Below are 24,846 nucleotides of genomic sequence, written 5' to 3'. Positions count from 1 at the left end.
CCGCGCCCTTTAACATGTTGACGGTTATGCAGGACAACACAATTCATTCTGATACGACCTTTTCTCTCGAACAGGTCGTTTTTCGCGTTCCCGGCCGTAGGCTGCTTCATCCTCTCTCGTTAACCTTCCCTGCGGGCAAAGTCACCGGCCTTATCGGCCATAACGGTTCCGGCAAATCGACCCTGCTGAAAATGCTCGGCCGTCACCAGCCGCCGTCGGAAGGGGAGATCCTGCTCGACGGTCAGCCGCTGGCAAGCTGGAACAGCAAAGCGTTTGCCCGCAAGGTGGCCTATCTGCCTCAGCAGCTGCCGCCCGCCGAAGGGATGACCGTACGTGAACTGGTGGCGATTGGTCGCTATCCGTGGCACGGCGCGCTGGGACGTTTTGGCGTGGCTGACAGAGAGAAAGTGGAAGAAGCGATTTCGCTGGTTGGCCTAAAACCGCTGGCGCATCGCCTGGTGGACAGCCTCTCCGGCGGCGAACGTCAGCGTGCGTGGATAGCCATGCTGGTGGCGCAGGACAGTCGCTGTCTGTTGCTCGACGAACCGACTTCGGCGCTGGATATTGCCCATCAGGTTGATGTCCTGGCGCTGGTGCATCGCCTGAGCCAGCAGCGCGGTTTGACGGTTGTTGCTGTCCTGCACGATATTAATATGGCGGCGCGCTACTGTGATTATCTGGTGGCGCTTCGCGGCGGTGAAATGATTGCTCAGGGCACGCCGGATGAACTGATGCGCAGCGACACGCTGGAGCAGATTTACGGCATTCCAATGGGCATTCTGCCGCATCCAGCCGGTGCTGCACCGGTAAGTTTTGTCTATTGATGGCTGATTCGAATGTGATAAACCGCCGCCGTTTTCTGGCGGCGATGGCGCTCTCGCCGCTGCTCTGGCAGATGCAAAAAGCGCAGGCTGCGCCGGTGAATGCCGAACGTATCGTGGCGCTGGAGTGGCTGCCCGTCGAGCTGATGCTGGCGCTGGGCGTAACGCCCTACGGCGTGGCGGATATCCCCAACTACCGCATGTGGGTCAACGAACCGGTGCTGCCGGACTCGGTGATTGACGTCGGGCTGCGTACCGAACCTAATCTTGAACTGCTGACCCAGATGAAGCCCTCTATGCTGGTCTGGTCCGCAGGTTATGGCCCTTCACCGAAGATCCTCGCGCGAATTGCACCGGGCCGAAGCTTTGCCTTCAGCGACGGCAAACAGCCGCTGGAGCAAGCGCGCCGCTCGCTGCTGGAAATGGCAGAGCTGCTCAACAAGCAGGAGGTGGCCCATCGTCATCTGGCGGCGTTTGATGCCTATATCGATAGCCTGAAGCCACGTTTTGCACAGCGCGGCGAACGCCCTCTGCTGATGATGTCGCTGCTCGATTCTCGCCATATGCTGGTGTTTGGCCCGAACTGCCTGTTCCAGGAGATTCTTGACCGTCTGGGTGTCAAAAACGCCTGGCAGGGCGAAACTAATTTCTGGGGCAGCACGGTAGTCGGTATCGACAGGCTGGCGGCCTACAAAGACGTGGACGTTCTCTGCTTTGATCACGGCAATGAGGCCGATATGCGCCGCCTGGCCGCCACGCCGTTATGGCAGGCGATGCCATTTGTGCGCGCCAACCGCGTGCAGAATGTCCCGGCGGTGTGGTTCTATGGTGCGACGCTGTCGGCGATGAACTTCGCTCGCATCCTCGACAATGCATTAGGGGGCCAAGCGTGAAAACGACCCGCTCTCCTTTTGCCTCCATGTTGCTGCTGGCGCTATTTATCCTCGCGCTGGCGCTGACCTGGTTTAACTTCAACCTGGCGCTGCCCAACGCGCTTTGGTTCCAGGCAATGCGTCAGCCGGATATCAACGCCATTGACCAGATGCTGTTCCACTACAGCCTATTGCCTCGTCTGGCCATCTCTCTGTTGGTGGGGGCGGGTCTGGGGCTGGTGGGCGTTCTGTTCCAGCAGGTGCTGCGTAATCCGTTGGCTGAGCCAACGACGCTTGGCGTGGCAACCGGTGCCCAACTGGGGATGACGATAACCACGCTGTGGGCGATACCGGGCGTGCTGACTTCGCAGTTTGCCGCCCTGGCGGGCGCCTGTATTGTGGGGGCGCTGGTGTTTGGCGTGGCGTGGGGTAAACGTCTCTCGCCGGTGACGCTGATTCTGGCCGGGCTGGTGGTGAGCCTGTACTGCGGCGCAATCAACCAACTGATGGTGATTTTCCACCACGACCAGCTGCAAAGCATGTTCCTGTGGAGCACCGGGACGCTGACGCAGACCGACTGGAGCGTGGTACAGCGTCTGTGGCCGCAGCTGCTGGGCGGCGTGATGCTGACGCTGCTGTTGCTGCGCCCGTTAACGTTGATGGGCCTTGATGACGGCGTGGCGCGCAACCTGGGGCTGGCGCTGTCGCTGGCTCGTCTGGGCGCGCTGACGCTGGCTATCGTTATCAGTGCGTTCCTCGTCAATGCGGTGGGGATTATTGGCTTTATCGGCCTGTTTGCGCCGCTGCTGGCGAAGATGCTCGGCGCACGTCGTTTGCTTTCCCGACTGATGCTGGCACCGCTGATTGGTGCGCTGATTCTGTGGCTTTCCGACCAGCTTATTCTCTGGCTCACCCGCGTGTGGATGGAGGTCTCTACCGGCTCTGTGACCGCGCTGATTGGCGCACCGCTGTTGCTTTGGCTGTTACCGCGACTGCGTAGCATGAGCGCGCCGTCGATGAACGCCAGCGATAGCGTGGCAAATGAACGTCAGAACGTGCAGTGGTTTGCGCTGGGCGGTCTGGTGATTCTGCTGGCGGCGATGTTCGTTGCCCTGTCGCTGGGGCGCGATGCGCACAGTTGGCACTGGGCGAGCGGTACGCTGCTTGACGAACTGGCGCAGTGGCGCTGGCCGCGTATTGCGTCGGCGCTGATTGCGGGCGTGATGCTGGCGGTGGCGGGCTGTATTATTCAGCGTTTAACGGGTAACCCGATGGCGAGCCCGGAAGTGCTGGGGATAAGCTCCGGTGCGGCGTTTGGCGTGGTCTTGATGCTGTTTGTGGTGCCGGGCAACGCGTTTGGTTGGCTGCTACCCGCGGGGAGTCTGGGGGCGGCGGTGACGCTGCTGATTATCCTGATTGCCGCCGGGCGCGGTGGATTTTCGCCGCACCGCATGCTGCTGGCGGGGATGGCGCTCAGTACCGCATTCACCATGCTGCTGATGATGCTGCAAGCGAGCGGTGACCCACGTATGGCGCAGATCCTGACGTGGATCTCCGGTTCAACCTATAACGCGACCGGTGAGCAGGTGGTGCAGTCGGCTATCGCGATGGTGATTTTACTGCTGCTGGTGCCGCTGTGCCGTCGCTGGTTAACCATTCTGCCGCTGGGCGGTGAGACGGCGCGGTCTATCGGGATGGCGCTCTCTCCGGCACGTATTGGTCTGCTACTACTGGCGGCGTGCCTGACGGCGGCGGCTACGCTGACCATCGGGCCGCTAAGCTTTGTCGGGCTGATGGCACCGCATATTGCGCGCATGATGGGCTTCCGTCGAACGATGCCGCATATTGTGATTTCCGCGCTAATCGGGGGGCTGATGCTGGTGTTTGCCGACTGGTGTGGACGCATGCTGATGTTCCCGTATCAGGTGCCAGCGGGGCTGCTGTCGACCTTTATCGGTGCGCCGTACTTTATCTATCTGTTGAGAAAGCAGAGCCGTTAAAAAGCCGGATGACGCATGCGCTTATCCGGCCTACAGATTGTGCGATTCACGTAGGCCGGGTAAGGCGAAGCCGCCACCCGGCATGTGTCGCTAAATTACAGCTTCGCAAACACCCGACGCGCCGCGTCAATGGTGTTATCAATATCTTCTTCGCTGTGGGCGATGGACATAAAGCCTGCCTCAAACGCCGACGGCGCCAGATACACGCCTTCGTCCAGCATCAGATGGAAGAAACGCTTAAAGCGCTCAACGTCGCATTTCAGTACGTCCTGATAGCAGGTCACTTCTTTGGCATCGGTGAAGAAAATGCCGAACATGCCGCCGACGTTATTCACCACCAGCGGAATACCAGTATCCTGTGCGGCATCCAGCAGGCCCTGTGCCAGTTGGTTGGTCAGCTCGGTCAGCGTCTCGTGTACGCCCGGCTGCGCCACTTCGGTCAGACAGGCAAAGCCTGCCGCCATCGCGATTGGGTTACCGGAAAGCGTACCCGCTTGATACACCGGGCCGGTTGGCGCCAGGGCGTCCATTACGTCGCGACGGCCACCAAACGCCCCGACCGGCATCCCGCCGCCGATGATTTTGCCCAGGCAGGTCAGGTCCGGCACGACGTCGTAGTAGGACTGCGCGCCAGCCAGCGCTACGCGGAAACCGGTCATCACTTCGTCAATAATCAGCAGTGCGCCAAATTCATCGCACAGCGCGCGCAGGCCCGGCAGGAATTCCGGCTGCGGTGGAATGCAGTTCATGTTGCCGGCAACCGGTTCAACGATGATGCAGGCAATTTCCTGCGGGAACTGCTCGAACGCGGCGCGCACGGAAGCGAGGTCGTTGTAGGTGCAGGTCAGCGTGTGTTTGGCGAAATCAGCCGGTACGCCAGGTGAGTTTGGCTGGCCGAGGGTCAGCGCGCCGGAGCCCGCTTTCACCAGCAGGCAATCGGCGTGACCGTGGTAGCAGCCTTCGAATTTGATGATTTTGTCACGGCCGGTAAAACCGCGCGCCAGACGAATGGCGCTCATGGTGGCTTCGGTACCGGAGTTCACCATACGTACCATGTCCATGGTGGGCACCAGTTCAGTCACCAGCTTCGCCATGGTCACTTCCATTTCGGTCGGCGCGCCGAAGCTCAGCCCGCGCGAGGCGGCTTCAATAACCGCATTACGGATAGCCGGGTGATTATGACCCAGCACCATCGGCCCCCAGGAACCGACGTAATCGATATAGGCTTTGCCGTCGACGTCATACAGATAGGCGCCGTCCGCACGTTCGATAAACAGCGGTGTACCGCCGACGCCGGTGAAGGCGCGGACCGGTGAGTTGACGCCGCCGGGGATAAGTTCACGCGCTGCGCTATAGAGATGTTCAGATTTGCTCATGGCCAGGACCCTGGTTCGTGAAAAATGTTTTGTTGGCTATTCTAAATTATTCCGTAGAGGTTATGAAATTTTTGCCCATTGTGGCGTGAATGTTGAGCAAGAGAAATGATATAGGCTGTTTTTTTATCAGCCGTGATGAGGGTGAGGTAGAGCTGAAAATGACCCGCCTTATGAGCGGGTTGAGTTTTGTCTCAGTGGAAAAATACGCGTGTTGATGATGGCAATATTGACTTCGCAAGGGGTGCCGTCATCCAGGTAAACGGTCTCATCAAGCTCCAGAACGGAGTCATTCTCTTTGAGATTCAATAAATTAAGGATGTCTTCGTCAACCAGGTTGATAGCCGTTAAATTTTGATCGCGGCGCTGGACCTTTTTACCTGTGATGCTTTCGATATAACTATATTTTGATATTTCGAGCTGGCTTAATTCCATGCTGGTAAACATATTAACCGGCAGATGGATATGCTCAAGGGCGACGGGAATATCGTCAAAACACATCAGGCGTAAAATTTTATAGATCTGATCGCTATTTTTTATCCGTAATGACTGGGCGATTTCCGGTGAAGGCACTTTCATTATGCTGAATTTAATGACTTTTCTGACGCCTTTATGGCCGCTCTTCTGCGCCTGAAAATCAAAAGGCGACAGGGCGTGGAATCTGCCGGAATGGTTGCTTTTACCAATGGCGCCAACGAATAAACCGGAGCCTTTCACGCGATAAATCCGCTGCTGCTCGATCAACAGGCGCGTGGCCTCGCGCACCGTGGCGCGCGTGATGCCGATATTTTTAGCAATAGCAATCTCTGTGTCCAGTTTATCCCCTGGCAAAAGGCCATCGGTCTTTATCTTTCTGAGAATGTAATCGACTACCTCTTTTTGCTTCTCTGTAATGCCATCAACCATCGACTTTTTCCTAACCAATGTGGGCGATAACGCCGCTGGATCCTGTTTACATGTATGCCTGACTTTGTTTTCGGTCGACCAGACAGTTAACGTCATATTGTGAGCAAGTTAACGAATTTGAGTGAACAAACGCCACATCTCAATAAAATGCATTTTTGCATATTGTATCTGGACACGTCTATGTGCATCATCAAGATGACTAGACAAGTAAAACATGTATAGACTTATGTTGAAAAGCGTAAAGATGCAGTAATAATGAATTTTTTTAAATTAATACATTGTATTTTAATGTTTATTTTGTTTCTGATTGCCGAAGGAGATTTCAAACCGCGTTGAACCTTATGGCGGAGTGATACAACGATAAAATCTAAGGTTTCTTTCGACATGTCTATTCATGCTGGCGTGGGGAAAACCCCAAAAGCGTTATTGTTGAACGTAAAATCCAGGTAAAAAGAGAGACGTATGAGCAACAGAAAATTAGCGAATGCCATTCGAATTCTGAGCGTTGATGCGATTCAGAAAGCCAACTCCGGCCATCCGGGTGCACCGATGGGTATGGCTGATATTGCCGAGGTCGTATGGCGTCATCACCTTCGCCATAACCCAAAAAACCCGCAGTGGTTTAACCGCGATCGCTATGTGCAGTCGAATGGTCATGGCTCCATGCTGATTTATTCTCTGCTGCACCTCACAGGCTATGACCTGAGCATGAATGACATCCGTGAATTCCGTCAGCTTCACTCTCGTACGCCTGGACACCCGGAGTATGGCTACACGCCTGGCATTGAAACCACCACCGGCCCGTTGGGGCAAGGGGTAGCAAACGCCGTCGGAATGGCCATTGCCGAAAAAGCGCTGGCTGCCGAATTCAATAAGCCTGGGTTTGAGATCGTCGATCACTACACCTGGCTGTTCATGGGTGATGGCTGCCTAATGGAGGGGATCTCCCATGAAGTATGTAGCCTGGCCGGAACGTTAGGGTTGGGTAATCTGATTGCCGTCTGGGACGATAATGGCATCTCTATCGACGGGCACGTTGAAGGCTGGTTCGCTGAAGATACCGCAGCCCGCTTCCGCGCCTATGGCTGGCACGTGATTGAAGGTATTGATGGTCACGACCCGCAGGCGATTGACGCTGCCGTTCGTGAAGCCAAACAGGTCAGCGATAAACCGAGCCTGCTGTGCTGTAAAACCATCATTGGTTTCGGCTCGCCGAATAAAGCAGACAGTCATGAATGCCATGGTTCAGCGCTGGGGGCCGATGAAGTCGCCCTGGTGCGTGAGCGCCTCGAGTGGCCGTATCCGCCGTTTGAAATTCCTGACGATGTGTATGCTGCCTGGGATGCGACCGAAAAAGGGGCTCAGGATGAGCAAGCATGGGACGCGCTGTTTGCTGATTATGCACTGCAATGGCCTGAGCTGGCGGCCGAGTTTTTGCGCCGTATGAAGGGCGAACTGCCTACGCAGTGGGCCGAAAAAATGCAGTTGTACATCGACGAGCTACAGGCTAATCCGGCGTCGCTGGCAACGCGACAGGTGAGTCAGAACTGCTTAAATTTTTTCGCCGGTATGATGCCTGAGTTGATGGGCGGGTCTGCGGATCTTTCGCCGTCTAACCTGACCAGGCATCAGAAGTCTATCGATTTTACCGCCGAGCATGGAGCGGGGAATTATCTCTCTTATGGCGTTCGTGAATTTGGCATGTCAGCCATCATGAATGGCCTGGCGCTGCACGGTGGGTTTATCCCTTACGGCGGTACTTTCCTGATGTTTATGGAATATGCCCGCAATGCGCTGCGTATGGCGGCGCTGATGAAGATTCGTTCCATCTTTGTTTATACCCACGACACCATTGGCTTGGGTGAAGATGGTCCGACGCACCAGCCGGTTGAGCAGTTGGCTTCGCTGCGCCTGACGCCGAATATGGAAACCTGGCGCGGGTGCGATCAGGTGGAAGTGGCGGTCTCCTGGCAGCAGGCGATTGAACGTCAGGACGGCCCATCGGCCTTAGTGCTGACTCGCCAACCGCTTGAACAGCAGGCTCGCAGCGCTGAACAACTTAACAATATTGCTCGTGGCGGCTATGTGCTGGTCGAGTGCGATGGCGAACCTGAGCTGATCCTGATATCTGCAGGTTCAGAGGTCGCCTTGGCGGTTGCCGCCGCCCGTACGTTGCAGCAGGAAGGCCACCAGATTCGCGTGGTTTCTATGCCGTGTACTGAACGCTTTGATAAGCAAGATGAAGCCTACAGAGAGTCCGTATTGCCGAAGCACGTGCGTAACCGTCTGGCGATAGAGGCCAGCATTGAAGGGTTCTGGCAGCGCTACACCGGGCTGGATGGGAAGGTTATCGGCATGGACTCCTTTGGTGAATCTGCGCCAGCGAGCGTCCTGTTTAAATACTTTGGCTTTACGAAAGAGAATGTGACTGAAACTGCCCGTCGCATGCTCTAGTCACCCATTTTTATCATCAAGAACGATAGGTAATATCCATGCCAACATTATCCAACTGGCTGAATAAAAACAAAGTTCAGTATGTTCAATCGGTAAGTGACTGGAAAGAGGCGATCCAGATTGCGGGTCGCCCGCTGCTGGATGAAGGGGCGATTTCACCGGTCTATATCGATTCGATTATCAAACAAAAAGAAGAGATCGGCCCCTACTTCGTGATTGCTCCGCGCATCGCAATGCCGCATACGCGGCCAGAGCAGGGCGCGATGGCGCTGGGGCTCTCCATCGTCAAACTGGGGCAGGCGGTTGAGTTCAATTCAGAAGAGAACGATCCGGTGGACGCGATTTTCATGTTCTCCGCTCCGGACAGCAATAGCCACATTGAAATGATTTCGCAGCTCGCCGAAGTGCTGTCAGATGATGAGGTGATGCAGCAGATTTTTAATACGCAAACTACAGAAGAATTGCAGGCGATTTTACTCGGTGAAACGTCGTCTTCTTGTTAATGACACCCCAATCGTAAAAATATGAGGTCTACTATGAAAATTATGGCGGTATGTGGTTCAGGTCTGGGTAGCAGTTTTATGATGGAAATGAACATCAAAAAGGTTCTCAAAAAAATCAATATCACTGCGGACGTTGAACACTCTGATTTAGGTTCCGTAACGCCTGACGTGGCCGATGTTTTCGTTATGGCGAAAGATATTGCCTTCAGCGCTAACTTACCGGCAGATAAAGTTATTGTGATTAATAACATTATCGACCTGAACGAAATTGAACAAAAAATAAAAGACTATTTTGATCAGCAATAATTAAGTCGGGCAAGAAAAATACCCTGCGACAGAGGTTAATATGTTTGTTCAAAACGTTTTACAGCTTATTGTTGATATCCTGAAGGTGCCATCAATCCTTGTCGGGCTGGTGGCGCTGTTCGGCTTGGTTGCACAAAAAAAATCCTTCCCTGATGTCATTAAAGGGACCGTCAAAACGATACTGGGATTCCTGGTATTATCCGGAGGCGCTTTAGTTCTGGTCGGCTCGCTATCGCCGTTAGGTGATATCTTCAAGCAGGCCTTTGATGTGCAGGGTATTATTCCGAACAATGAGGCGATGGTCTCTATTGCGCTGGAAAAATATGGCGCGCCAACCACGCTTATTATGGCGTTCGGTATGGTCGCGAACATTGTGGTCGCCAGATTCACCCGTTTAAAATATATCTATCTGTCCGGGCATGTGACCTTCTACATGGCCTGTATGGTGGCCATTATTCTGTCGGTAGCCGGCTTCGAAGGCGTTCAGCTTATTTATACGGGTTCGCTGGCACTCGGCATGTTAATGGGCTTCTTCCCGGCCATTGCTCAACCTTATATGCGTAAAATTATTGGTAATGACCAGGTTGCTCTGGCGCATACCGGTACGGTTGGCTACGTGCTTTCTGGGTGGATCGGTTCTGTCGTCGGTAAAGGTTCTAAATCTACCGAAGAGATGAACATGCCTAAGAACCTGAGCTTTTTGCGCGATAGCACGATCTCTATCTCTCTGACGATGATGATCATTTATCTGGTCCTGTCGATTTCTGCGGGTAAAGAGTACGTCGAAAGCAACTTTAGCCACGGTCAGAACTACCTGGTGTACTCCTTTATTCAGGCAATCACCTTTGCAGCTGGGGTATTTATTATCCTGCAGGGTGTGCGTTTAATTCTGGCGGAGATCGTTCCGGCATTTACCGGTTTCTCCGAGCGTCTGGTGCCTAACGCACGTCCGGCGCTGGACTGTCCAATCGTCTTCCCGTATGCGCCGAACGCGGTGTTAGTCGGCTTTATCTCAAGTTTTGTCGGTGGTCTGGTGGGGCTGTTCATCCTTGGGCAGCTCAAGTGGGTACTGATTCTGCCGGGCGTCGTCCCTCACTTCTTCTGTGGGGCAACGGCTGGGGTATTCGGTAATGCGACCGGCGGTAAACGCGGCGCGATTCTCGGTGCTTTCGCCCACGGTATTCTGATTACCTTCTTACCGGTTGCGCTGATTCCAGTGCTGGGGGCGCTGGGTTTAACCAACACAACCTTCTCCGATACCGACTTCGGCGTGGTGGGGATTATTCTTGGCAACATGGCGCGCTTTATGACGCCAGGCACCATCACCATGACAATTACCGGTATTTTCGCTCTGCTGGTGGCTTACAATTTCCTCGTGAAAAAGAAGCCTGAGCCTGTAGAAGAGTAAGGTACTACACAACATAAAACATGCCTCCGCCGGGAGGCATGTTGACGATACCCCCTTCTTACCAGACGCAGAGATCCCGACACCAGGGACGTCACCGGCCAGGTCCGTTCAAACGATCTTCTGCGCCACTTTCTCTCTATTCGTACTAACCTGTGATGAACTAAGTTTTTACCCTGTTGCAACAAAGCATTCGTAGCGCAATTTTTTCGCGACGTAGCGCACAGGTCTGGTTAAAATGCTCTCCCTTCCTATTTGTATTACCAATTAGTGATGATGGTATGAAAGCAGAAATACCCCCTTTAGAGGCACAGCGGATAGTGCATAAACGTCGCCGCGATGTGGTGCGTAAATTACTGAACCGCGATAAAACACCGCTGATGGTGCTGCTGATGTCCGCCGTAGTCGGCACGCTTGTTGGGTTGGTTGGCGTGGCGTTCGAACATGCGGTCAGTTGGGTGCAGAACGTGCGCATTGGCACGCTGGCACAGGTGGCCGATCGCTGGTTTATCGTCTGGCCGCTGGCGTTTATTCTTTCGGCACTGCTGGCGATGCTGGGCTATTGGCTGGTACGTCGCTTTGCCCAGGAAGCCGGTGGTTCCGGTATTCCGGAAATAGAGGGCGCGCTGGAAGAATTGCGCCCGGTGCGCTGGTGGCGCGTGCTGCCGGTAAAATTTGTCGGCGGCATGGGCACGCTCGGCGCTGGCATGGTGCTGGGGCGTGAAGGGCCAACGGTGCAGATTGGCGGCAATCTGGGGCGCATGGTGGGGGATATCTTCCGCCAGCGCGGTGAAGAAGCGCGCCATACATTATTGGCAACCGGCGCAGCGGCGGGGCTCTCGGCGGCGTTTAACGCGCCGCTGGCGGGCATTTTGTTCATTATTGAAGAGATGCGCCCGCAGTTTCGCTACAGCCTGATCTCGATTAAAGCCGTGTTTACCGGCGTGATTATGTCGAGCATCGTATTCCGCATCTTCAACGGTGAAACGCCGGTGATTGAGGTGGGCAAGCTGACCAATGCGCCGGTTAACACCCTGTGGCTGTATATGGTGCTGGGGATCGTCTTTGGCTGCTTCGGGCCACTGTTTAATACCCTGGTGCTGAAAACTCAGGACATGTTCTTCCGCATTCACGGTGGGAATATTAAAAAGTGGGTGCTGATTGGCGGTCTGATCGGCGGCGGCTGCGGCGTGCTGGGGCTGATGCAACCGGCGGCGGCGGGGGGCGGATTTAACCTGATCCCGATTGCCGCGGCGGGCAACTATACCATCGGCGCGCTGCTGTTCCTGTTTATCGCCCGCGTGGTGACCACATTGCTGTGTTTCTCCTCCGGCGCTCCGGGCGGGATTTTTGCGCCCATGCTGGCGCTGGGCACGCTATTGGGCACGGCGTTCGGTACGGCGGCAGCGAGTCTGTTCCCGGCCTATCATCTGGATGCGGGCACTTTTGCGATTGCCGGCATGGGGGCGCTTCTGGCGGCCTCGGTACGCGCGCCGTTAACCGGTATTGTGCTGGTGCTGGAGATGACCGATAACTATCAGCTCATTTTGCCAATGATTATTACCGGACTCGGTGCCACGCTATTAGCCCAGTTCCTCGGCGGGCAGCCGCTGTATGCGACCATTCTGGCGCGTACGCTGGCAAAACAAGAAGCAGAGCAAGAGGCGAAAGCTCGGCAGGCGGCCCCGGAGAATACTTGAACGATTTACCAGGGTATTAGATAATGACCCAAAGAGTCGGGTTAATAATTGCCCAGACTAGCTGTAGTAATGGGAGCATAAAATGAGTGATGACGTAGCGCTGCCGCTGGAGTTTACCGACGCCGCAGCCAAAAAAGTAAAAGTCCTGATTGCGGATGAAGAGAATCCAAACCTGAAGCTGCGCGTGTATATCACGGGCGGCGGCTGCAGCGGCTTCCAGTATGGCTTTACCTTTGACGATCAGATCAACGAAGGCGACATGACCATCGAAAAACAGGGCGTAGGCCTGGTGGTTGATCCGATGAGCCTGCAGTATCTGGTGGGCGGTTCCGTCGACTACACCGAAGGGCTGGAAGGTTCACGTTTTATCGTGACCAACCCGAACGCAACCAGCACCTGCGGCTGCGGTTCTTCCTTCAGCATCTGATGAGTCTCTGGTGCAATGCTGGTCACGTTGTCGGCCGAATAAGCAAAGCGCCATCCGGCAGATTCTGCGCAGGTTGCCGGATGGCGGCGTAAACGCCTTATCCGGCCTACCGTGATAGCCTACCTTGCGGTAGGCTATTTTGTTTTATGCACCTGGAGTTAGCGCCCGTTATCGTCCAGTGCGAAGGTCGGCAGCTTCAGGTGCCAGCGAATGGCCGCCAGGCGAATGGCCAGCGTGACCACCATCCCCATCATACTGGCGTTCTCCAGCGGCACGTCGAAGGTGTAGTAGGCCGTCGCGTGGACAATCCCGCCAATAATGCACGCCGTGGCGTAGATCTCGGTGCGCAGGATCATCGGCACTTCGCGCGCCAGCACGTCACGGATGATCCCCCCGCCGACGCCGGTCACCACGCCCATGCAGATGGCAACCAGCGGCCCGGAGTGGGCGAGGAAGGCTTTATTCACGCCGATACCGACGAACACCGCCAGCCCGACGGCGTCGAGCACCGGCAGCACCCATTTCGGCAGACGGCGCGGCTGGCGCACCAGTACGATGGTTAACATACAGGTGACCATTGCCACGACCAGGTCGGTGGGATCTTTTACCCAAAACACCGGGCCGTTAGCGAGCGCCATATCGCGAATGGTGCCGCCGCCGACGGCGGTGACCACGCCGAGCACCAGTACGCCGAACGGGTCCATGCGCAGCTTTCCTGCCAGTAATACGCCAGAAACGGCGAAAACCATGGTGCCAACAATATCCAGCCAGTAAACAAGCATGACCAATTATCCCGTTAATGAACCTGCTCCAGCGCAGTACAGAGTTGTTTTGCGGCAAGGATAATACGTGGGCTCGAGCGTTCAAACCAGTCACTATTCAGCGGAATGACCGGGACTGTGAGCTGGCTAGCCCAGTACTGCTGAATTTTCGGAATTTGACTCTCGTCTCCGGCGGCAACAATCGCCTGCGGCTGACGGGTCAACACCTGCTCGCGGCTGACCTGTGGCCAGGCGACGCGGCTGTCGGCAAAAACGTTCTGCCCACCGCAAATTTCCAGTACCTGGTTTTGAATCGCATTTTTATTACTGGTGAAAATCGGGTTAAAGCCGAACTGCATGAACACGCGTTTTTTCGGCGCGCTGGCGTATTGAGCCTTCAGCTGCGTGTAGTCGTGTAATAAGTCGGTGGCAGCCTGTTCGGCTTTTTGCGGCTGCGGGCTCCACTTTGCCAGCGCGCGCAGCGCGTCGGCAATATCTTCAATACGGTGTGAATCAATCCACAGTACGGTGATGCCCAGCGAGCGCAGCTGATTGACCTGTCGCTCGGCGTTGCCTTCCTTCCACGCCAGCACGACGTCGGGGTGCAGTGCAACGATACGCTCAAGGTTGATACCCTGCCACGAGGCGACCTGTTCAATCTGCTTGGCGGCCGCGGGATAGTCTGACCAGGCGCTGACGCCAACGGGGACGATCCCAGCGGCGAAGGCCAGTTCGGTATTGGCTGGGGAGAGAGAGATAACCCGCGGCGCGGCAGTTAGCCACGCCGGGGCGCTAAACAGCAGGGCCAGCAGCCCGGTGAGAAGCCGCTTAGCCACGCGCCAGCTTCTGCACCAGCGCTTCAACCATCAGGGTTGACTGCTTAGCCGCGACGGCCAGGAACTCGTCAAAGCTGAGGTGAGACTCTTTGTCTGCCACGTCGGAGATGGCGCGCACCACCACGAACGGCACGGCAAAGCTGTGACACACGTGGGCAATTGCGGTCGCTTCCATTTCAACGGCAATCGCCTGTGGGAAGTTGCGGCGGATTTTTGCCAGCCCTTCGGCACCGTTAATGAAGGCATCGCCGCTGACAATCAGGCCGCGAACGGCGTTCAGATCCAGCGCCTTAATGCAGGCTTGCGCCGCGGTAATCAGTTTTTCGTCGGCTTTAAACGCTGCCGGGCAACCGGCCATTTGCCCGATTTCGTAGCCGAATGCGGTGACGTCGGCATCATGGTAGCGCGCTTCGTCGGAGACCACGATATCGCCCACTTTCAGCGTCGGCGCCAGGCCACCCGCAGAACCGGTGTTGATCACCACGTCCGGCTGGCAGCGCTCCAGCAGCAGGGCGGCACCCATCGCAGCAGCCACTTTACCAATGCCTGACTTCAGTAGCGCAACGTCAACGCCGTTCAACTGACCGGTGTAGATTTCGCTACCGCCGAGGGTGATAGTTTGACGATTTTCGATTTTGTCACGCAGCAGCGTCACTTCTTCTTCCATTGCGCCAATAATGCCGATTTTCATAGATTTACTCGCGATATGCCATGTTTAAAGGCATAGTTTATCATGCGGTTCGACGGAAGCGCATGTCTTGTAATGAGTGGCTCGCGATGGAGAGGCTATGGCTAAGATTGATTTTCGCAACAAAATTAACTGGCGTCGGCGCTATCGCTCACCGCAGGGCGCGGGCTCGGAGCATGAAATTCTGCGCATTTTTGAAAGCGACCGTGGGCGCATTATTAACTCGCCCGCCATTCGCCGCCTGCAGCAGAAAACCCAGGTGTTCCCGCTGGAACGCAACGCTGCCGTCCGCACGCGCCTGACCCACTCGATGGAGGTGCAGCAGGTGGGGCGCTATATCGCCAAAGAGATCCTCAGCCGCCTGAAAGAGAAAAAGCTGCTGGCTGCCTACGGGCTCGACGAGCTGACCGGGCCGTTTGAGAGCGTGGTTGAAATGGCCTGTCTGATGCACGATATCGGCAACCCGCCGTTCGGCCACTTTGGCGAAGCGGCGATCAACGATTGGTTCAGCCAGCGTCTGGCGCCGAAAGACGCGCTGGGCCAGCCGCTCAGCCACGACCGCTGTGAGGTGGTCAGCCTGCGGCTGCGCGAGGGGGAAGAGACGCTGAACGGGCTGCGCCGTAAGGTGCGCCAGGATTTATGTCACTTCGAGGGCAACGCGCAGGGCATTCGCCTGGTACACACCTTAATGCGCATGAATCTGACCTGGGCGCAGGTGGGGTGCATTTTGAAATACACCCGCCCGGCCTGGTGGGCGGGCGAGACGCCGGCGACCCACAGTTATTTAATGAAAAAACCGGGCTACTACCTGGCCGAAGAACAGTATATTGCGCGCTTACGTAAAGAACTTGATTTAGCGCCTTACAATCGCTTCCCATTAACCTGGATTATGGAAGCGGCCGATGATATTTCTTATTGTGTCGCTGACCTTGAAGATGCGGTAGAAAAACGCATCTTTAGCGTTGAGCAGCTGTATCAGCATTTATACGATGCCTGGTCGGATCATGCTAAAGGCTCACTGTTCGCACAGGTGGTGGAAAATGCCTGGGATAAATCGCGCGCCAATTCATTAAGCCGCAGTGCTGAAGATCAGTTCTTTATGTATTTACGGGTCAATACGCTAAATAAATTGGTGCCCTATGCGGCACAGCGGTTTATTGATAATTTGTCGCAGATTTATACCGGTGATTTTAATCACGCGCTGCTGGAAGATGAAAGTAGCTATAGTAAATTGCTGGATGTTTATAAAAATGTTGCGAGAAAACATGTCTTTAGTCATCCTGAGGTCGAGCAGCTTGAATTACAGGGCTACCGCGTTATTGGCGGGTTACTGGATATCTATGGGCCGTTGCTTAAATTATCCTTAAGCGATTTCAGCGAACTGGTAGAACAGGAAAGAGTCCGTCACTTGCCGATTGAGTCACGGCTTTTCTGCAAACTTTCAACCCGCCATCGTTTAGCCTATGTTGAGGCGGTAAACAAAATTCCGCGCGAGAGCGTGGAGTTCCCGGTGATGGAATATTATTATCGCTGTCGCCTGTTGCAGGATTATATCAGCGGTATGACCGATCTCTACGCATGGGATGAATATCGACGGCTGATGGCGGTAGAATAATCAGAAGTTTTGTAAAGACGCTCAATAAATTTTTACTTTTCCAACGCACCGTAAAACGGAACTTAGTGCCATAAAGTGAATCTGATAGTCACGACACAGCAATTTTGCGTAATCTGATATTGAGATTGAAACACATGAAAAAAACCACGTTAGCAATGAGTGCACTGGCTCTTAGTTTAAGTCTGGCTCTGTCTCCGTTGTCCGCTAGCGCGGCCGAGACGGCATCTTCCACCGCATCCGCTGCCCAGCCTATGCCTAGCCTGGCACCGATGCTGGAAAAGGTAATGCCGTCAGTCGTCAGCATTAATGTTGAGGGCAGCACAACGGTAAACACGCCGCGCATGGGCCGTAATTTCCAGCAGTTCTTCGGCGACAACTCGCCGTTCTGCCAGGACGGTTCACCGTTCCAGAGCTCGCCGTTCTGTCAGGGCGCGGGCCCGAGCGCTGGCGGCCAGCCGCAGCAGCAGCAGAAATTTATGGCGCTGGGTTCCGGGGTGGTGATTGACGCGGCCAAAGGCTACGTCGTGACCAACAACCACGTGGTCGATAACGCCAACGTGATTAAGGTTCAACTGAGCGATGGGCGCAAGTTCGATGCCAAAGTGGTCGGTAAGGACCCGCGTTCCGACATCGCGCTGATTCAGATTCAGGACCCGAAAAACCTGACCGCGATTAAGCTGGCGGATTCCGATGCACTGCGCGTAGGTGACTATACCGTCGCCATCGGTAACCCGTTCGGCCTGGGCGAAACCGTGACTTCAGGTATCGTCTCGGCGCTGGGGCGTAGCGGTCTGAACGTCGAAAACTACGAAAACTTTATCCAGACCGATGCGGCGATCAACCGCGGTAACTCCGGCGGCGCGCTGGTTAACCTGAACGGCGAACTGATCGGGATTAACACCGCAATCCTCGCGCCGGACGGCGGCAACATCGGTATCGGTTTTGCTATCCCGAGTAACATGGTGAAAAACCTAACCGACCAGATGGTGAAATTTGGTCAGGTGAAACGCGGTGAGCTGGGCATTATGGGTACTGAGCTGAACTCCGAGCTGGCGAAAGCGATGAAAGTCGACGCTCAGCGCGGCGCCTTCGTCAGCCAGGTGATGCCGAACTCTTCCGCCGCGAAAGCGGGCATCAAAGCGGGCGACGTTATTACCGAGCTGAACGGCAAGCCGATCAGCAGCTTCGCAGCCCTGCGTGCGCAGGTAGGCACCATGCCGGTGGGCAGCAAAATCACCCTCGGCCTGCTGCGCGACGGTAAGCCGGTAACGGTTAACCTTGAACTGCAGCAGAGCAGCCAGAATCAGGTTGAGTCCAGCAGCATCTTCAACGGGATTGAAGGCGCAGAGATGAGCAACAAAGGCCAGGACAAAGGCGTTGTGGTGAATTCGGTGAAAGCCGGCACCCCGGCCGCACAGATTGGCCTGAAGAAAGGTGACGTTATCGTGGGAGCAAACCAGCAGGCGGTGAAAAATATCGCCGAGCTGCGCAAAATCCTCGACAGCAAACCGTCCGTGCTGGCGCTGAATATTCAGCGTGGCGATAGCACTATCTACCTGCTGATGCAGTAATCCTCACCCCAACCCTTTCCCCGCCCGGGGAAAGGGTTTCTTTCTGCGTAATGTGAAGCTTCCCACAACTCCATAGATCTCAACCGTGCTTTGTGCATTTGCACAGTGCAGGGGATTCTCATCTTTCTTATCATGTAACCTGCTCACAGGAGGGGTTCATGGCTAGCTGGCATCTTGATACAAAAATGGCGCAGGATATTGTGGCGCGAACCATGCGCATCATTGATACCAATATCAACGTAATGGATGCTCGTGGGCGCATTATCGGCAGCGGCGATCGCGAGCGTATTGGTGAATTGCACGAAGGCGCGCTGTTGGTACTGTCTCAGGGCAGGGTGGTGGATATTGACGATGCGGTGGCGCGCCATCTGCACGGCGTCCGGCAAGGCATCAATCTGCCGCTGCGTCTGGAGGGGGAAATCGTCGGCGTTATTGGCCTGACCGGTGAACCGGAGACGCTGCGCAAATACGGTGAGCTGGTGTGCATGACGGCGGAGATGATGCTTGAGCAGTCTCGGTTGATGCACCTGCTGGCGCAGGATAGCCGTTTGCGTGAAGAGCTGGTGATGAACCTGATCCAGGCCGAAGAGAACACGCCCGCGCTGACCGAATGGGCGCAGCGTCTGGGCATTGACCTCAATCAGCCGCGCGTGGCGGCGGTGGTGGAAGTGGACAGCGGCCAGCTGGGTGTCGATAGCGCGATGGCGGAACTGCAGCAGCTGCAAAACGCGCTGACCACCCCGGAGCGCAATAACCTGATTGCCATTGTCTCGCTGACCGAAATGGTGGTACTGAAGCCGGCGCTCAACCCCTTTGGCCGCTGGGATGCCGAAGATCACCAGAAGCGCGTTGAGCAGCTGATTGCGCGGATGAAAGAAAACGGCCATCTGCGTTTTCGCGTGGCGCTCGGCAACTATTTTACCGGGCCGGGCAGCATTGCCCGCTCGTATCGCACCGCGCGCACCACCATGATGGTGGGTAAGCAGCGGATGCCGGAAAGCCGCAGCTATTTCTATCAGGATTTAATGTTGCCGGTACTGCTCGATAGCCTGCGCGGCGGCTGGCAGGCGAATGAACTGTCGCGTCCGCTAATGCGCCTGAAGGCAATGGACAACAACGGCCTGCTGCGCCGTACGCTAGCCGCGTGGTTTCGCCATAACGTGCAGCCGCTGGCCACGTCAAAAGCGCTTTTTATTCACCGTAATACGCTGGAGTATCGCCTGAACCGTATCTCTGAACTGACGGGATTGGATTTGGGGAATTTCGATGACAGGCTGCTGTTGTATATTGCGCTACAGCTGGATGAGCAGCGGTGATAAAACCCGGTTGTGATATTGATGCATAATTTGTGGTTTGCGTAGACCTGATAAGCGTAGCGCCATCAGGCATGGCACTTGCACATTGCCGGGTGGCGGCTTCGCCTTACCCGGCCTACGAATACATTCACCCGCAGCTACTTACGCGTTAGCTTTTCCAGATCGGCTTCAATTTCGCTGATCTTGTTGGTCACAACGCTTTCGAGATGACGCAGATCGTCAAGGATCTTACGCTTCAGATCGACTTCTGTGCGATCTCGCTGGCAGAGCTGATCCAGCTCGTCGATCACGTAGCGCAGATTTGGGCTGATTTCCTGCACTTCTTTGAAGCCCTGTCCCACGCCGTCACCGGCGATGGTTTTACGCTGACGCGGATACTTGAACTTGACGCTCTTGGCAAAAAACTCGCCTTTATCCTTCTGGAAATAGATTTTCAGGATATCGTTGTTGGCTTCCTGCCGGAGGCTGTAACGATCGATTTCATCGGGATTGGTAATCCCTAAACTTTTCAGATTATCGTACATAGCGGCACCCCTGATCTAAATTAACTATTGAATAATTAACGAAAAAATCTATTTCCGCCAGCTTACGAATAAAAAAAAGCGGGGTAGCCCCCGCTTTTTCGCATCTTATTAATCGATAGTACGCAGCAGCTCGTTGATACCCACTTTACCGCGGGTCTTCGCATCGACCTTCTTCACGATGACCGCGCAGTACAGGCTGTACTTGCCGTCTTTAGAAGGCAGATTGCCGGAAACGACAACGGAGCCTGCCGGTACGCGACCATAGAAGACTTCGCCGGTTTCGCGATCGTAGATTTTGGTGCTCTGACCGAGGTACACGCCCATGGAGATCACGGAACCTTCTTCAACGATCACGCCTTCAACCACTTCAGAACGCGCGCCGATGAAGCAGTTGTCTTCGATGATGGTTGGGTTCGCCTGCAGCGGTTCCAGTACGCCACCGATGCCGACGCCGCCGGACAGGTGAACGTTTTTACCGATTTGCGCGCAGGAGCCAACGGTTGCCCAGGTATCGACCATGGAGCCTTCGTCAACGTAAGCGCCGATGTTCACATAGGATGGCATCAGTACGGTGTTACGCGCGATATAAGCGCCCTGGCGAACGGCTGCCGGTGGCACGACGCGGAAACCTTCTTTCTGGAAACGCGCTTCGTCATAGTCGGCGAATTTCATCGGTACTTTATCGAAGTAGCGGCTTTCCGCACCGTCGATAACCTGGTTATCGTTAATACGGAAAGAGAGCAGAACCGCTTTCTTCAGCCACTGGTGAGTGACCCACTGGCCGTCAATCTTTTCAGCGACACGCAGCGCGCCGGAATCCAGCAGGGAAATCACCTGGTTAACCGCTTCGCGGGTTACGGTATCCACATTTGCCGGCGTGATGTCGGCGCGACGCTCAAAAGCGGACTCAATAACGTTCTGTAATTGCTGCATTGTTTCTCTTTCCATTTACTTAAAAAAAATACGTTACCCTTTATCGTTTGGATTGAGGGCTGCTGTCAACCGTTGTTGCACTTCTTGTTGCAGCTCATTATTAAGGGCACGCCGGTCGGCGGTGGCGATTATAAATAAATCTTCTACTCGTTCACCAATTGTCGTAATTCTGGCCCCGTGGAGCGAAATGCCGAGGTCGGCAAACACCTGACCGACGCGGGCGAGCAGCCCAGGTTGGTCGAGCGCGATCAGCTCAAGGAATGAGCGGCGGTCGGTATGGGTCGGCAGGAAATTGACTTCGGTATCCACCGAAAAGTGGCGCAGCTTGGCCGCCTGACGACGCGGCTGCGGCGGCTGCCAGCTGCGCTGGGTAATTGCCTGCTCGAGCCCTAAGCGGATTGCTTCATGACGATCGCTGGACAGCGGGCTGCCGTCCGGTTCGAGCACGATGAATGAGTCCATCGCCATGCCGTCGCGGGTGGTGAAAATCTGCGCGTCGTGCACGCTCAGGTTGCGGCGATCCAGTTCGGCGCACACGGCGGCGAACAGGTACGGCCGATCGGGGCTCCAGATAAAGATCTCGGTGCCGCCACGGGTGGCCTGTGGGCTGAGCAGGATCATCGGCTGGGTCAGGTCGTGTTTGAGCAGATGACGGGCGTGCCAGGCCAGCTGGTTTGGCGTATGGCGCACAAAGTAGTTGGCGCGACAGCGGTTCCAGATTTGATGCAGCGCCTCTTCGTCGATGTTGTCCATGCGCAGCAGCGCCAGCGCCTGCATCTGGTGATGACGGACGCGTTCGCGCATATCCGGGGTGTTTTGCATCCCGCGGCGCAGCTGTTTTTCAGTGGCGAAGTACAGCTCGCGCAGCAGGCTCTGCTTCCAGCTGTTCCACAGCGTTTCGTTGGTGGCGCAGATATCGGCCACCGTCAGGCACACCAGGAAGCGCAGGCGGTGCTCGGTCTGTACTTCTTCAGCAAACTGCTTGATGACTTCCGGGTCCTGAATATCGCGGCGCTGGGCGGTGACGGACATCAGCAGATGCTGGCGCACCAGCCAGGCGACCAGCTGGGTTTCGCGCGAGTTTAGCCCGTGCAGTTCGGCAAACTTCAGCACGTCCTGCGCGCCGAGGATGGAATGGTCGCCGCCGCGGCCTTTTGCAATATCGTGGAACAGGGCGGCAATCAGAATCAGCTCCGGGTGGTTCAGGCGCGGCCACAGGTCGACGCACAGCGGATGGCGCGAGCGGGTTTCTTCGTGAGCGAAACTTTCGAGCTTTAGCAGCACGCGGATGGTGTGTTCATCAACGGTATAGGCGTGGAACAGGTCGAACTGCATCTGGCCGACAATATACGACCACTGCGGCATATAGGCCCACAGCACGCTGTGGCGATGCATTGGCAGCAGACCGCGGCTGACCGCACCAGGGTGGCGCAGCATGTTCAGGAACAGCGAACGCGCCTCGGGGATATAGCACAGCGGCTCGGTAAGATGACGCCGCGCGTGGCGTAGGTGGCGCAACGTAGTGGAATAGATGCCAGTGATATTGCTGTTACGCACCATCATATAGAACATGCGCAGGATCGCCTGCGGCTCGCGAATAAACAGCGTGTCGTCGCGCAAATCGATCAGCGTACCGCGCAGCTGGAAGTCGTCGTCGATGGCGCGTGGCTTTTCGTCTTCGGTCAGCGCCAGGATCGCCTCATCAAACAGCTGCAGCAGCATGTGGTTCAGCTCGCCGACGCGGCGGGTAACGCGATAGAAGTCCTTCATCATGTGTTCGATCGGCTGATTGCCTTCACCGGCATACTTCAGGCGTTGGGCGACGCTAAGCTGACGGTCGAACAGCAGGCGGTTGTCGTAGCGGGTTAGTTCCAGATGCAGGGCAAAGCGAATGCGCCACAGCAGATGCAGACACTCATTGAGTTCGTTACGCTCTGCTTCGGTCAGGAAGCCAAAGCTGACCATTTCGTCAAGCGAGGTGGCGCCGAAGTGGCGGCGGGCGACCCACTGAATGGTGTGGATGTCGCGCAGGCCTCCCGGGCTGCTTTTAATGTCCGGCTCCAGATTGTAGCTGGTGCCGTGGTAGCGCTGGTGGCGCGCCTCCTGTTCGGCCACTTTGGCCGGGAAGAACGTTTCTGACGGCCAGAAGCCTTCGCTGAAAATATGCTTTTGCAGTTCGAGGAACAGCGCGACGTCGCCAATCAGCAGCCGCGACTCAATCAGGTTGGTCGCGACGGTTAAGTCAGATAAGCCTTCCAGCAGACACTCTTCCAGCGTGCGAACGCTGTGGCCCACTTCCAGCTTGAGATCCCACAGCAGCGTCAGCAGTTCGCCGATTTTCTGCGCCTGTTCGTCGGGCAGTTTTTTACGGCTGAGGATCAGCAGGTCGACGTCCGAAAGCGGATGTAGCTCGCCGCGGCCGTAGCCGCCGACGGCAACCAGCGCGGCGTCTTCCACGGCACCAAAACCGTACAGTAGCCATAGCCGCTGTAACAATTGGTCGATGAATTCGGTGCGGGCTTCAATCAGCTGCTCGGCGCTGACGCCATCGTCGAAAGCGACGCCCAGCCAGCGCTGGAAATCGTCCAGCCGGCTTTTAATATCGGTGCAGTTGAGGCTGCTTTCTGGCCACTCAACCGGATTTTCCGGTTGGCCGGGCAGGGCGGGAAGGGGGGTACAAGCCAGTTCAGGTAAGGAGTTACTCATTGCGCCACCCATAAGAAAAAACGATTACCCATAAAAAAGCCGGCGTGCGCCGGCTTTTCGTTAGTCGTTGTGCGAGATTATCGCCGGGATGGTGTCATCCGAGCGTAACGTCAGTATTTCGCAGCCGTTGTCCGTCACCACAATAGTATGCTCGTACTGTGCAGACAAGCTTCGGTCTTTGGTTTTTACCGTCCAGCCGTCTTTCATCGTGCGGATTTCTTTCTTACCGGCGTTGACCATCGGTTCAATGGTGAAGGTCATGCCCTGTTTCAGCACCACGTCGGTTTCGCGAGAATCGTAGTGCAGCACCTGCGGCTCTTCGTGGAAGCCGCGGCCGATGCCGTGACCGCAGTATTCACGCACCACCGAGAAGCCTTCAGCTTCAACGAACTTCTGAATCGCCGCACCGATTTCGCGCAGGTTGATGCCCGGCTTCACCATTTTGAGCGCCAGGTACAGGCTCTCCTGAGTGACGCGGCACAGACGCTCGCCGAGAATGGTCGGTTTGCCGACGATAAACATTTTGGAGGTGTCGCCGTGGAACTCATCCTTAATGACCGTCACGTCGATGTTAACGATGTCGCCGTCTTTCAGGTGCTTTTCGTCATCGGGGATACCGTGGCACACCACTTCATTAATAGAAATACAGACCGATTTCGGATAGCCGTGGTAGCCAAGGCAGGCAGAGATCGCTTTTTGTTCGTTAACGATATAGTCGTTGCAAATGCGATCCAGCTCGCCGGTGGTCACGCCAGGCTTCACGTGCGGGGCAATCATTTCGAGCACTTCGGCAGCCAGACGGCCGGCAACGCGCATTTTTTCAATGTCTTCTGGGGTCTTAATAGAAATAGCCATGGAATATGTCCATCAGTGTCGATTTTTTCGACAATAATTGAGTATTAGTGATGTCAATGTTAACAGCCAGGAGCACTGCCTGCCAAATTGAGAATCATTCTGAACTTCGCCTTTCGTGCCCTGCGGGGCAGATAACAACTGTTGGTGTCTTCACCAATTTTATGGTATAAAGCGCGCCGAACTTCCGTTCATTGTTTTGTCCGGAAGCGACAAATCTCACTTTGTGTAAATAACACACACGTATCGACACATATTCCGGGGTGCCCTTTGGGGT

Annotated in this window: 21 protein-coding genes; 12 read left to right on the top strand and 9 right to left on the bottom strand. The window is 55.6% G+C overall.

Annotated features, from left to right (window positions below; genetic code table 11):
• Positions 1-26: 26 nt before the first annotated feature.
• Genes fhuC through fhuB form a run of 3 tightly spaced genes read left to right on the top strand, consistent with a single transcriptional unit; the run spans position 27 to position 3,693 of the window.
• Complete coding sequence (gene fhuC / locus H7R56_RS20195; protein WP_106925523.1) at positions 27-824, top strand: Fe3+-hydroxamate ABC transporter ATP-binding protein FhuC; 798 nt, start codon at positions 27-29, stop codon at positions 822-824.
• Entirely contained in the window at positions 824-1,714 is an 891-nt protein-coding gene (gene fhuD, locus H7R56_RS20190) for a Fe(3+)-hydroxamate ABC transporter substrate-binding protein FhuD (protein ID WP_106925525.1), read from the top strand. Before fhuC ends, fhuD begins: the two co-directional genes overlap by 1 nt.
• The gene (gene fhuB, locus H7R56_RS20185) at positions 1,711-3,693 is read left to right on the top strand and encodes a Fe(3+)-hydroxamate ABC transporter permease FhuB (RefSeq protein ID WP_106925527.1); all 1,983 of its coding nucleotides are present in this window, start codon (positions 1,711-1,713) and stop codon (positions 3,691-3,693) included. The genes fhuD and fhuB overlap by 4 nt, the downstream gene beginning before the upstream one ends.
• Before the next feature lie 95 nt (positions 3,694-3,788).
• On the opposite strand, the gene hemL is transcribed toward fhuB, so the two are convergent.
• A complete protein-coding gene (hemL, locus tag H7R56_RS20180; RefSeq protein WP_106925529.1) occupies positions 3,789-5,069 on the bottom strand; it encodes a glutamate-1-semialdehyde 2,1-aminomutase in 1,281 nt (426 codons plus the stop codon).
• A 168-nt stretch (positions 5,070-5,237) separates the two neighbouring features.
• The gene (locus H7R56_RS20175; protein ID WP_106925532.1) at positions 5,238-5,972 is read right to left on the bottom strand and encodes a GntR family transcriptional regulator; all 735 of its coding nucleotides are present in this window, start codon (positions 5,970-5,972) and stop codon (positions 5,238-5,240) included.
• A gap of 462 nt (positions 5,973-6,434) precedes the next feature.
• Between H7R56_RS20175 and tkt the strand changes: the two genes are divergently transcribed.
• The 6 genes from tkt (at position 6,435) to erpA (ending at position 12,767) form a co-directional block, all read left to right on the top strand.
• Complete coding sequence (gene tkt, locus H7R56_RS20170) at positions 6,435-8,426, top strand: transketolase (RefSeq protein ID WP_106925534.1); 1,992 nt, start codon at positions 6,435-6,437, stop codon at positions 8,424-8,426.
• Positions 8,427-8,464: 38 nt separating this feature from the next.
• Positions 8,465-8,929 (top strand): PTS sugar transporter subunit IIA, encoded by a 465-nt coding sequence (locus H7R56_RS20165; protein ID WP_106925536.1) that lies wholly within the window; start codon positions 8,465-8,467, stop codon positions 8,927-8,929.
• Positions 8,930-8,962: 33 nt separating this feature from the next.
• Complete coding sequence (locus H7R56_RS20160) at positions 8,963-9,235, top strand: PTS sugar transporter subunit IIB (RefSeq protein ID WP_106925538.1); 273 nt, start codon at positions 8,963-8,965, stop codon at positions 9,233-9,235.
• A 40-nt stretch (positions 9,236-9,275) separates the two neighbouring features.
• Positions 9,276-10,643, top strand: coding sequence for a PTS ascorbate transporter subunit IIC (locus tag H7R56_RS20155; protein ID WP_106925540.1), 1,368 nt, complete (start codon positions 9,276-9,278; stop codon positions 10,641-10,643).
• A gap of 278 nt (positions 10,644-10,921) precedes the next feature.
• Positions 10,922-12,340: a H(+)/Cl(-) exchange transporter ClcA gene (gene clcA / locus H7R56_RS20150; protein ID WP_106925542.1), complete on the top strand. Its 1,419-nt coding sequence runs from the start codon at positions 10,922-10,924 to the stop codon at positions 12,338-12,340.
• 82 nt (positions 12,341-12,422) lie between these two features.
• Positions 12,423-12,767, top strand: coding sequence for an iron-sulfur cluster insertion protein ErpA (erpA, locus tag H7R56_RS20145; protein ID WP_106925544.1), 345 nt, complete (start codon positions 12,423-12,425; stop codon positions 12,765-12,767).
• Positions 12,768-12,925: 158 nt separating this feature from the next.
• On the opposite strand, the gene H7R56_RS20140 is transcribed toward erpA, so the two are convergent.
• From H7R56_RS20140 to mtnN, 3 genes are read right to left on the bottom strand one after another with little or no spacing between them, the layout of a single operon-like run.
• Positions 12,926-13,549 carry a TRIC cation channel family protein gene (locus tag H7R56_RS20140; RefSeq protein WP_106925546.1) on the bottom strand — a complete coding sequence of 208 codons (624 nt, stop codon included), beginning with the start codon at positions 13,547-13,549 and terminating at the stop codon, positions 12,926-12,928.
• Positions 13,550-13,563: 14 nt separating this feature from the next.
• Positions 13,564-14,364, bottom strand: a complete 801-nt coding sequence (gene btuF, locus H7R56_RS20135; RefSeq protein ID WP_106925548.1) for a vitamin B12 ABC transporter substrate-binding protein BtuF — start codon at positions 14,362-14,364, stop codon at positions 13,564-13,566.
• Complete coding sequence (gene mtnN / locus H7R56_RS20130) at positions 14,357-15,055, bottom strand: 5'-methylthioadenosine/S-adenosylhomocysteine nucleosidase (RefSeq protein WP_106925550.1); 699 nt, start codon at positions 15,053-15,055, stop codon at positions 14,357-14,359. The genes btuF and mtnN overlap by 8 nt, the downstream gene beginning before the upstream one ends.
• Positions 15,056-15,152: 97 nt before the next feature.
• Here mtnN and dgt point away from each other — a divergent pair, with 97 nt between their 5' ends.
• The 3 genes from dgt to cdaR all read left to right on the top strand — a co-directional run bounded on the left by dgt (position 15,153) and on the right by cdaR (position 19,554).
• On the top strand, positions 15,153-16,667 hold the full coding sequence (gene dgt, locus H7R56_RS20125) for a dGTPase (RefSeq protein ID WP_106925552.1): 1,515 nt from the start codon (positions 15,153-15,155) through the stop codon (positions 16,665-16,667).
• Positions 16,668-16,801: 134 nt separating this feature from the next.
• Positions 16,802-18,238: a serine endoprotease DegP gene (gene degP / locus H7R56_RS20120; protein ID WP_106925554.1), complete on the top strand. Its 1,437-nt coding sequence runs from the start codon at positions 16,802-16,804 to the stop codon at positions 18,236-18,238.
• A 158-nt stretch (positions 18,239-18,396) separates the two neighbouring features.
• Positions 18,397-19,554 carry a DNA-binding transcriptional regulator CdaR gene (cdaR, locus tag H7R56_RS20115; RefSeq protein WP_106925556.1) on the top strand — a complete coding sequence of 386 codons (1,158 nt, stop codon included), beginning with the start codon at positions 18,397-18,399 and terminating at the stop codon, positions 19,552-19,554.
• A 137-nt stretch (positions 19,555-19,691) separates the two neighbouring features.
• Here cdaR and H7R56_RS20110 read toward each other — a convergent pair whose 3' ends face one another.
• From H7R56_RS20110 to map, 4 genes are all read right to left on the bottom strand, one after another.
• The gene (locus tag H7R56_RS20110) at positions 19,692-20,078 is read right to left on the bottom strand and encodes a DUF3461 family protein (protein ID WP_106925558.1); all 387 of its coding nucleotides are present in this window, start codon (positions 20,076-20,078) and stop codon (positions 19,692-19,694) included.
• Between the two features lie 108 nt (positions 20,079-20,186).
• The gene (gene dapD / locus H7R56_RS20105) at positions 20,187-21,011 is read right to left on the bottom strand and encodes a 2,3,4,5-tetrahydropyridine-2,6-dicarboxylate N-succinyltransferase (RefSeq protein ID WP_052285401.1); all 825 of its coding nucleotides are present in this window, start codon (positions 21,009-21,011) and stop codon (positions 20,187-20,189) included.
• Between the two features lie 33 nt (positions 21,012-21,044).
• Positions 21,045-23,717, bottom strand: coding sequence for a bifunctional uridylyltransferase/uridylyl-removing protein GlnD (gene glnD, locus H7R56_RS20100; RefSeq protein WP_106925560.1), 2,673 nt, complete (start codon positions 23,715-23,717; stop codon positions 21,045-21,047).
• A gap of 60 nt (positions 23,718-23,777) precedes the next feature.
• Positions 23,778-24,572: a type I methionyl aminopeptidase gene (map, locus tag H7R56_RS20095; RefSeq protein WP_106925562.1), complete on the bottom strand. Its 795-nt coding sequence runs from the start codon at positions 24,570-24,572 to the stop codon at positions 23,778-23,780.
• Between the last annotated feature and the right edge of the window lie 274 nt (positions 24,573-24,846).

Origin of the sequence: Klebsiella sp. WP3-W18-ESBL-02 (assembly GCF_014168815.1) — a bacterium.
Classification (GTDB): Bacteria; Pseudomonadota; Gammaproteobacteria; order Enterobacterales; family Enterobacteriaceae; genus Kluyvera; species Kluyvera ascorbata_B.
Note: the sequence above shows the minus strand (reverse complement) of the source record. Positions and strands in the feature narration are given on the sequence as shown.

Bases quoted from the DNA above. Each gene is read 5' to 3' on its own strand.
- clcA (WP_106925542.1), top strand. From the start codon at position 10,922: ATGAAAGCAGAAATACCCCCTTTAGAGGCACAGCGGATAGTGCATAAA.
- H7R56_RS20165 (WP_106925536.1), top strand. From the start codon at position 8,465: ATGCCAACATTATCCAACTGGCTGAATAAAAACAAAGTTCAGTATGTT.
- mtnN (WP_106925550.1), bottom strand. From the start codon at position 15,055: ATGAAAATCGGCATTATTGGCGCAATGGAAGAAGAAGTGACGCTGCTG.
- H7R56_RS20155 (WP_106925540.1), top strand. From the start codon at position 9,276: ATGTTTGTTCAAAACGTTTTACAGCTTATTGTTGATATCCTGAAGGTG.
- H7R56_RS20110 (WP_106925558.1), bottom strand. From the start codon at position 20,078: ATGTACGATAATCTGAAAAGTTTAGGGATTACCAATCCCGATGAAATC.
- hemL (WP_106925529.1), bottom strand. From the start codon at position 5,069: ATGAGCAAATCTGAACATCTCTATAGCGCAGCGCGTGAACTTATCCCC.
- H7R56_RS20175 (WP_106925532.1), bottom strand. From the start codon at position 5,972: ATGGTTGATGGCATTACAGAGAAGCAAAAAGAGGTAGTCGATTACATT.
- erpA (WP_106925544.1), top strand. From the start codon at position 12,423: ATGAGTGATGACGTAGCGCTGCCGCTGGAGTTTACCGACGCCGCAGCC.
- H7R56_RS20140 (WP_106925546.1), bottom strand. From the start codon at position 13,549: ATGCTTGTTTACTGGCTGGATATTGTTGGCACCATGGTTTTCGCCGTT.
- tkt (WP_106925534.1), top strand. From the start codon at position 6,435: ATGAGCAACAGAAAATTAGCGAATGCCATTCGAATTCTGAGCGTTGAT.
- dapD (WP_052285401.1), bottom strand. From the start codon at position 21,011: ATGCAGCAATTACAGAACGTTATTGAGTCCGCTTTTGAGCGTCGCGCC.
- cdaR (WP_106925556.1), top strand. From the start codon at position 18,397: ATGGCTAGCTGGCATCTTGATACAAAAATGGCGCAGGATATTGTGGCG.
- H7R56_RS20160 (WP_106925538.1), top strand. From the start codon at position 8,963: ATGAAAATTATGGCGGTATGTGGTTCAGGTCTGGGTAGCAGTTTTATG.
- degP (WP_106925554.1), top strand. From the start codon at position 16,802: ATGAAAAAAACCACGTTAGCAATGAGTGCACTGGCTCTTAGTTTAAGT.
- fhuD (WP_106925525.1), top strand. From the start codon at position 824: ATGGCTGATTCGAATGTGATAAACCGCCGCCGTTTTCTGGCGGCGATG.
- map (WP_106925562.1), bottom strand. From the start codon at position 24,572: ATGGCTATTTCTATTAAGACCCCAGAAGACATTGAAAAAATGCGCGTT.
- dgt (WP_106925552.1), top strand. From the start codon at position 15,153: ATGGCTAAGATTGATTTTCGCAACAAAATTAACTGGCGTCGGCGCTAT.
- glnD (WP_106925560.1), bottom strand. From the start codon at position 23,717: ATGAGTAACTCCTTACCTGAACTGGCTTGTACCCCCCTTCCCGCCCTG.
- fhuC (WP_106925523.1), top strand. From the start codon at position 27: ATGCAGGACAACACAATTCATTCTGATACGACCTTTTCTCTCGAACAG.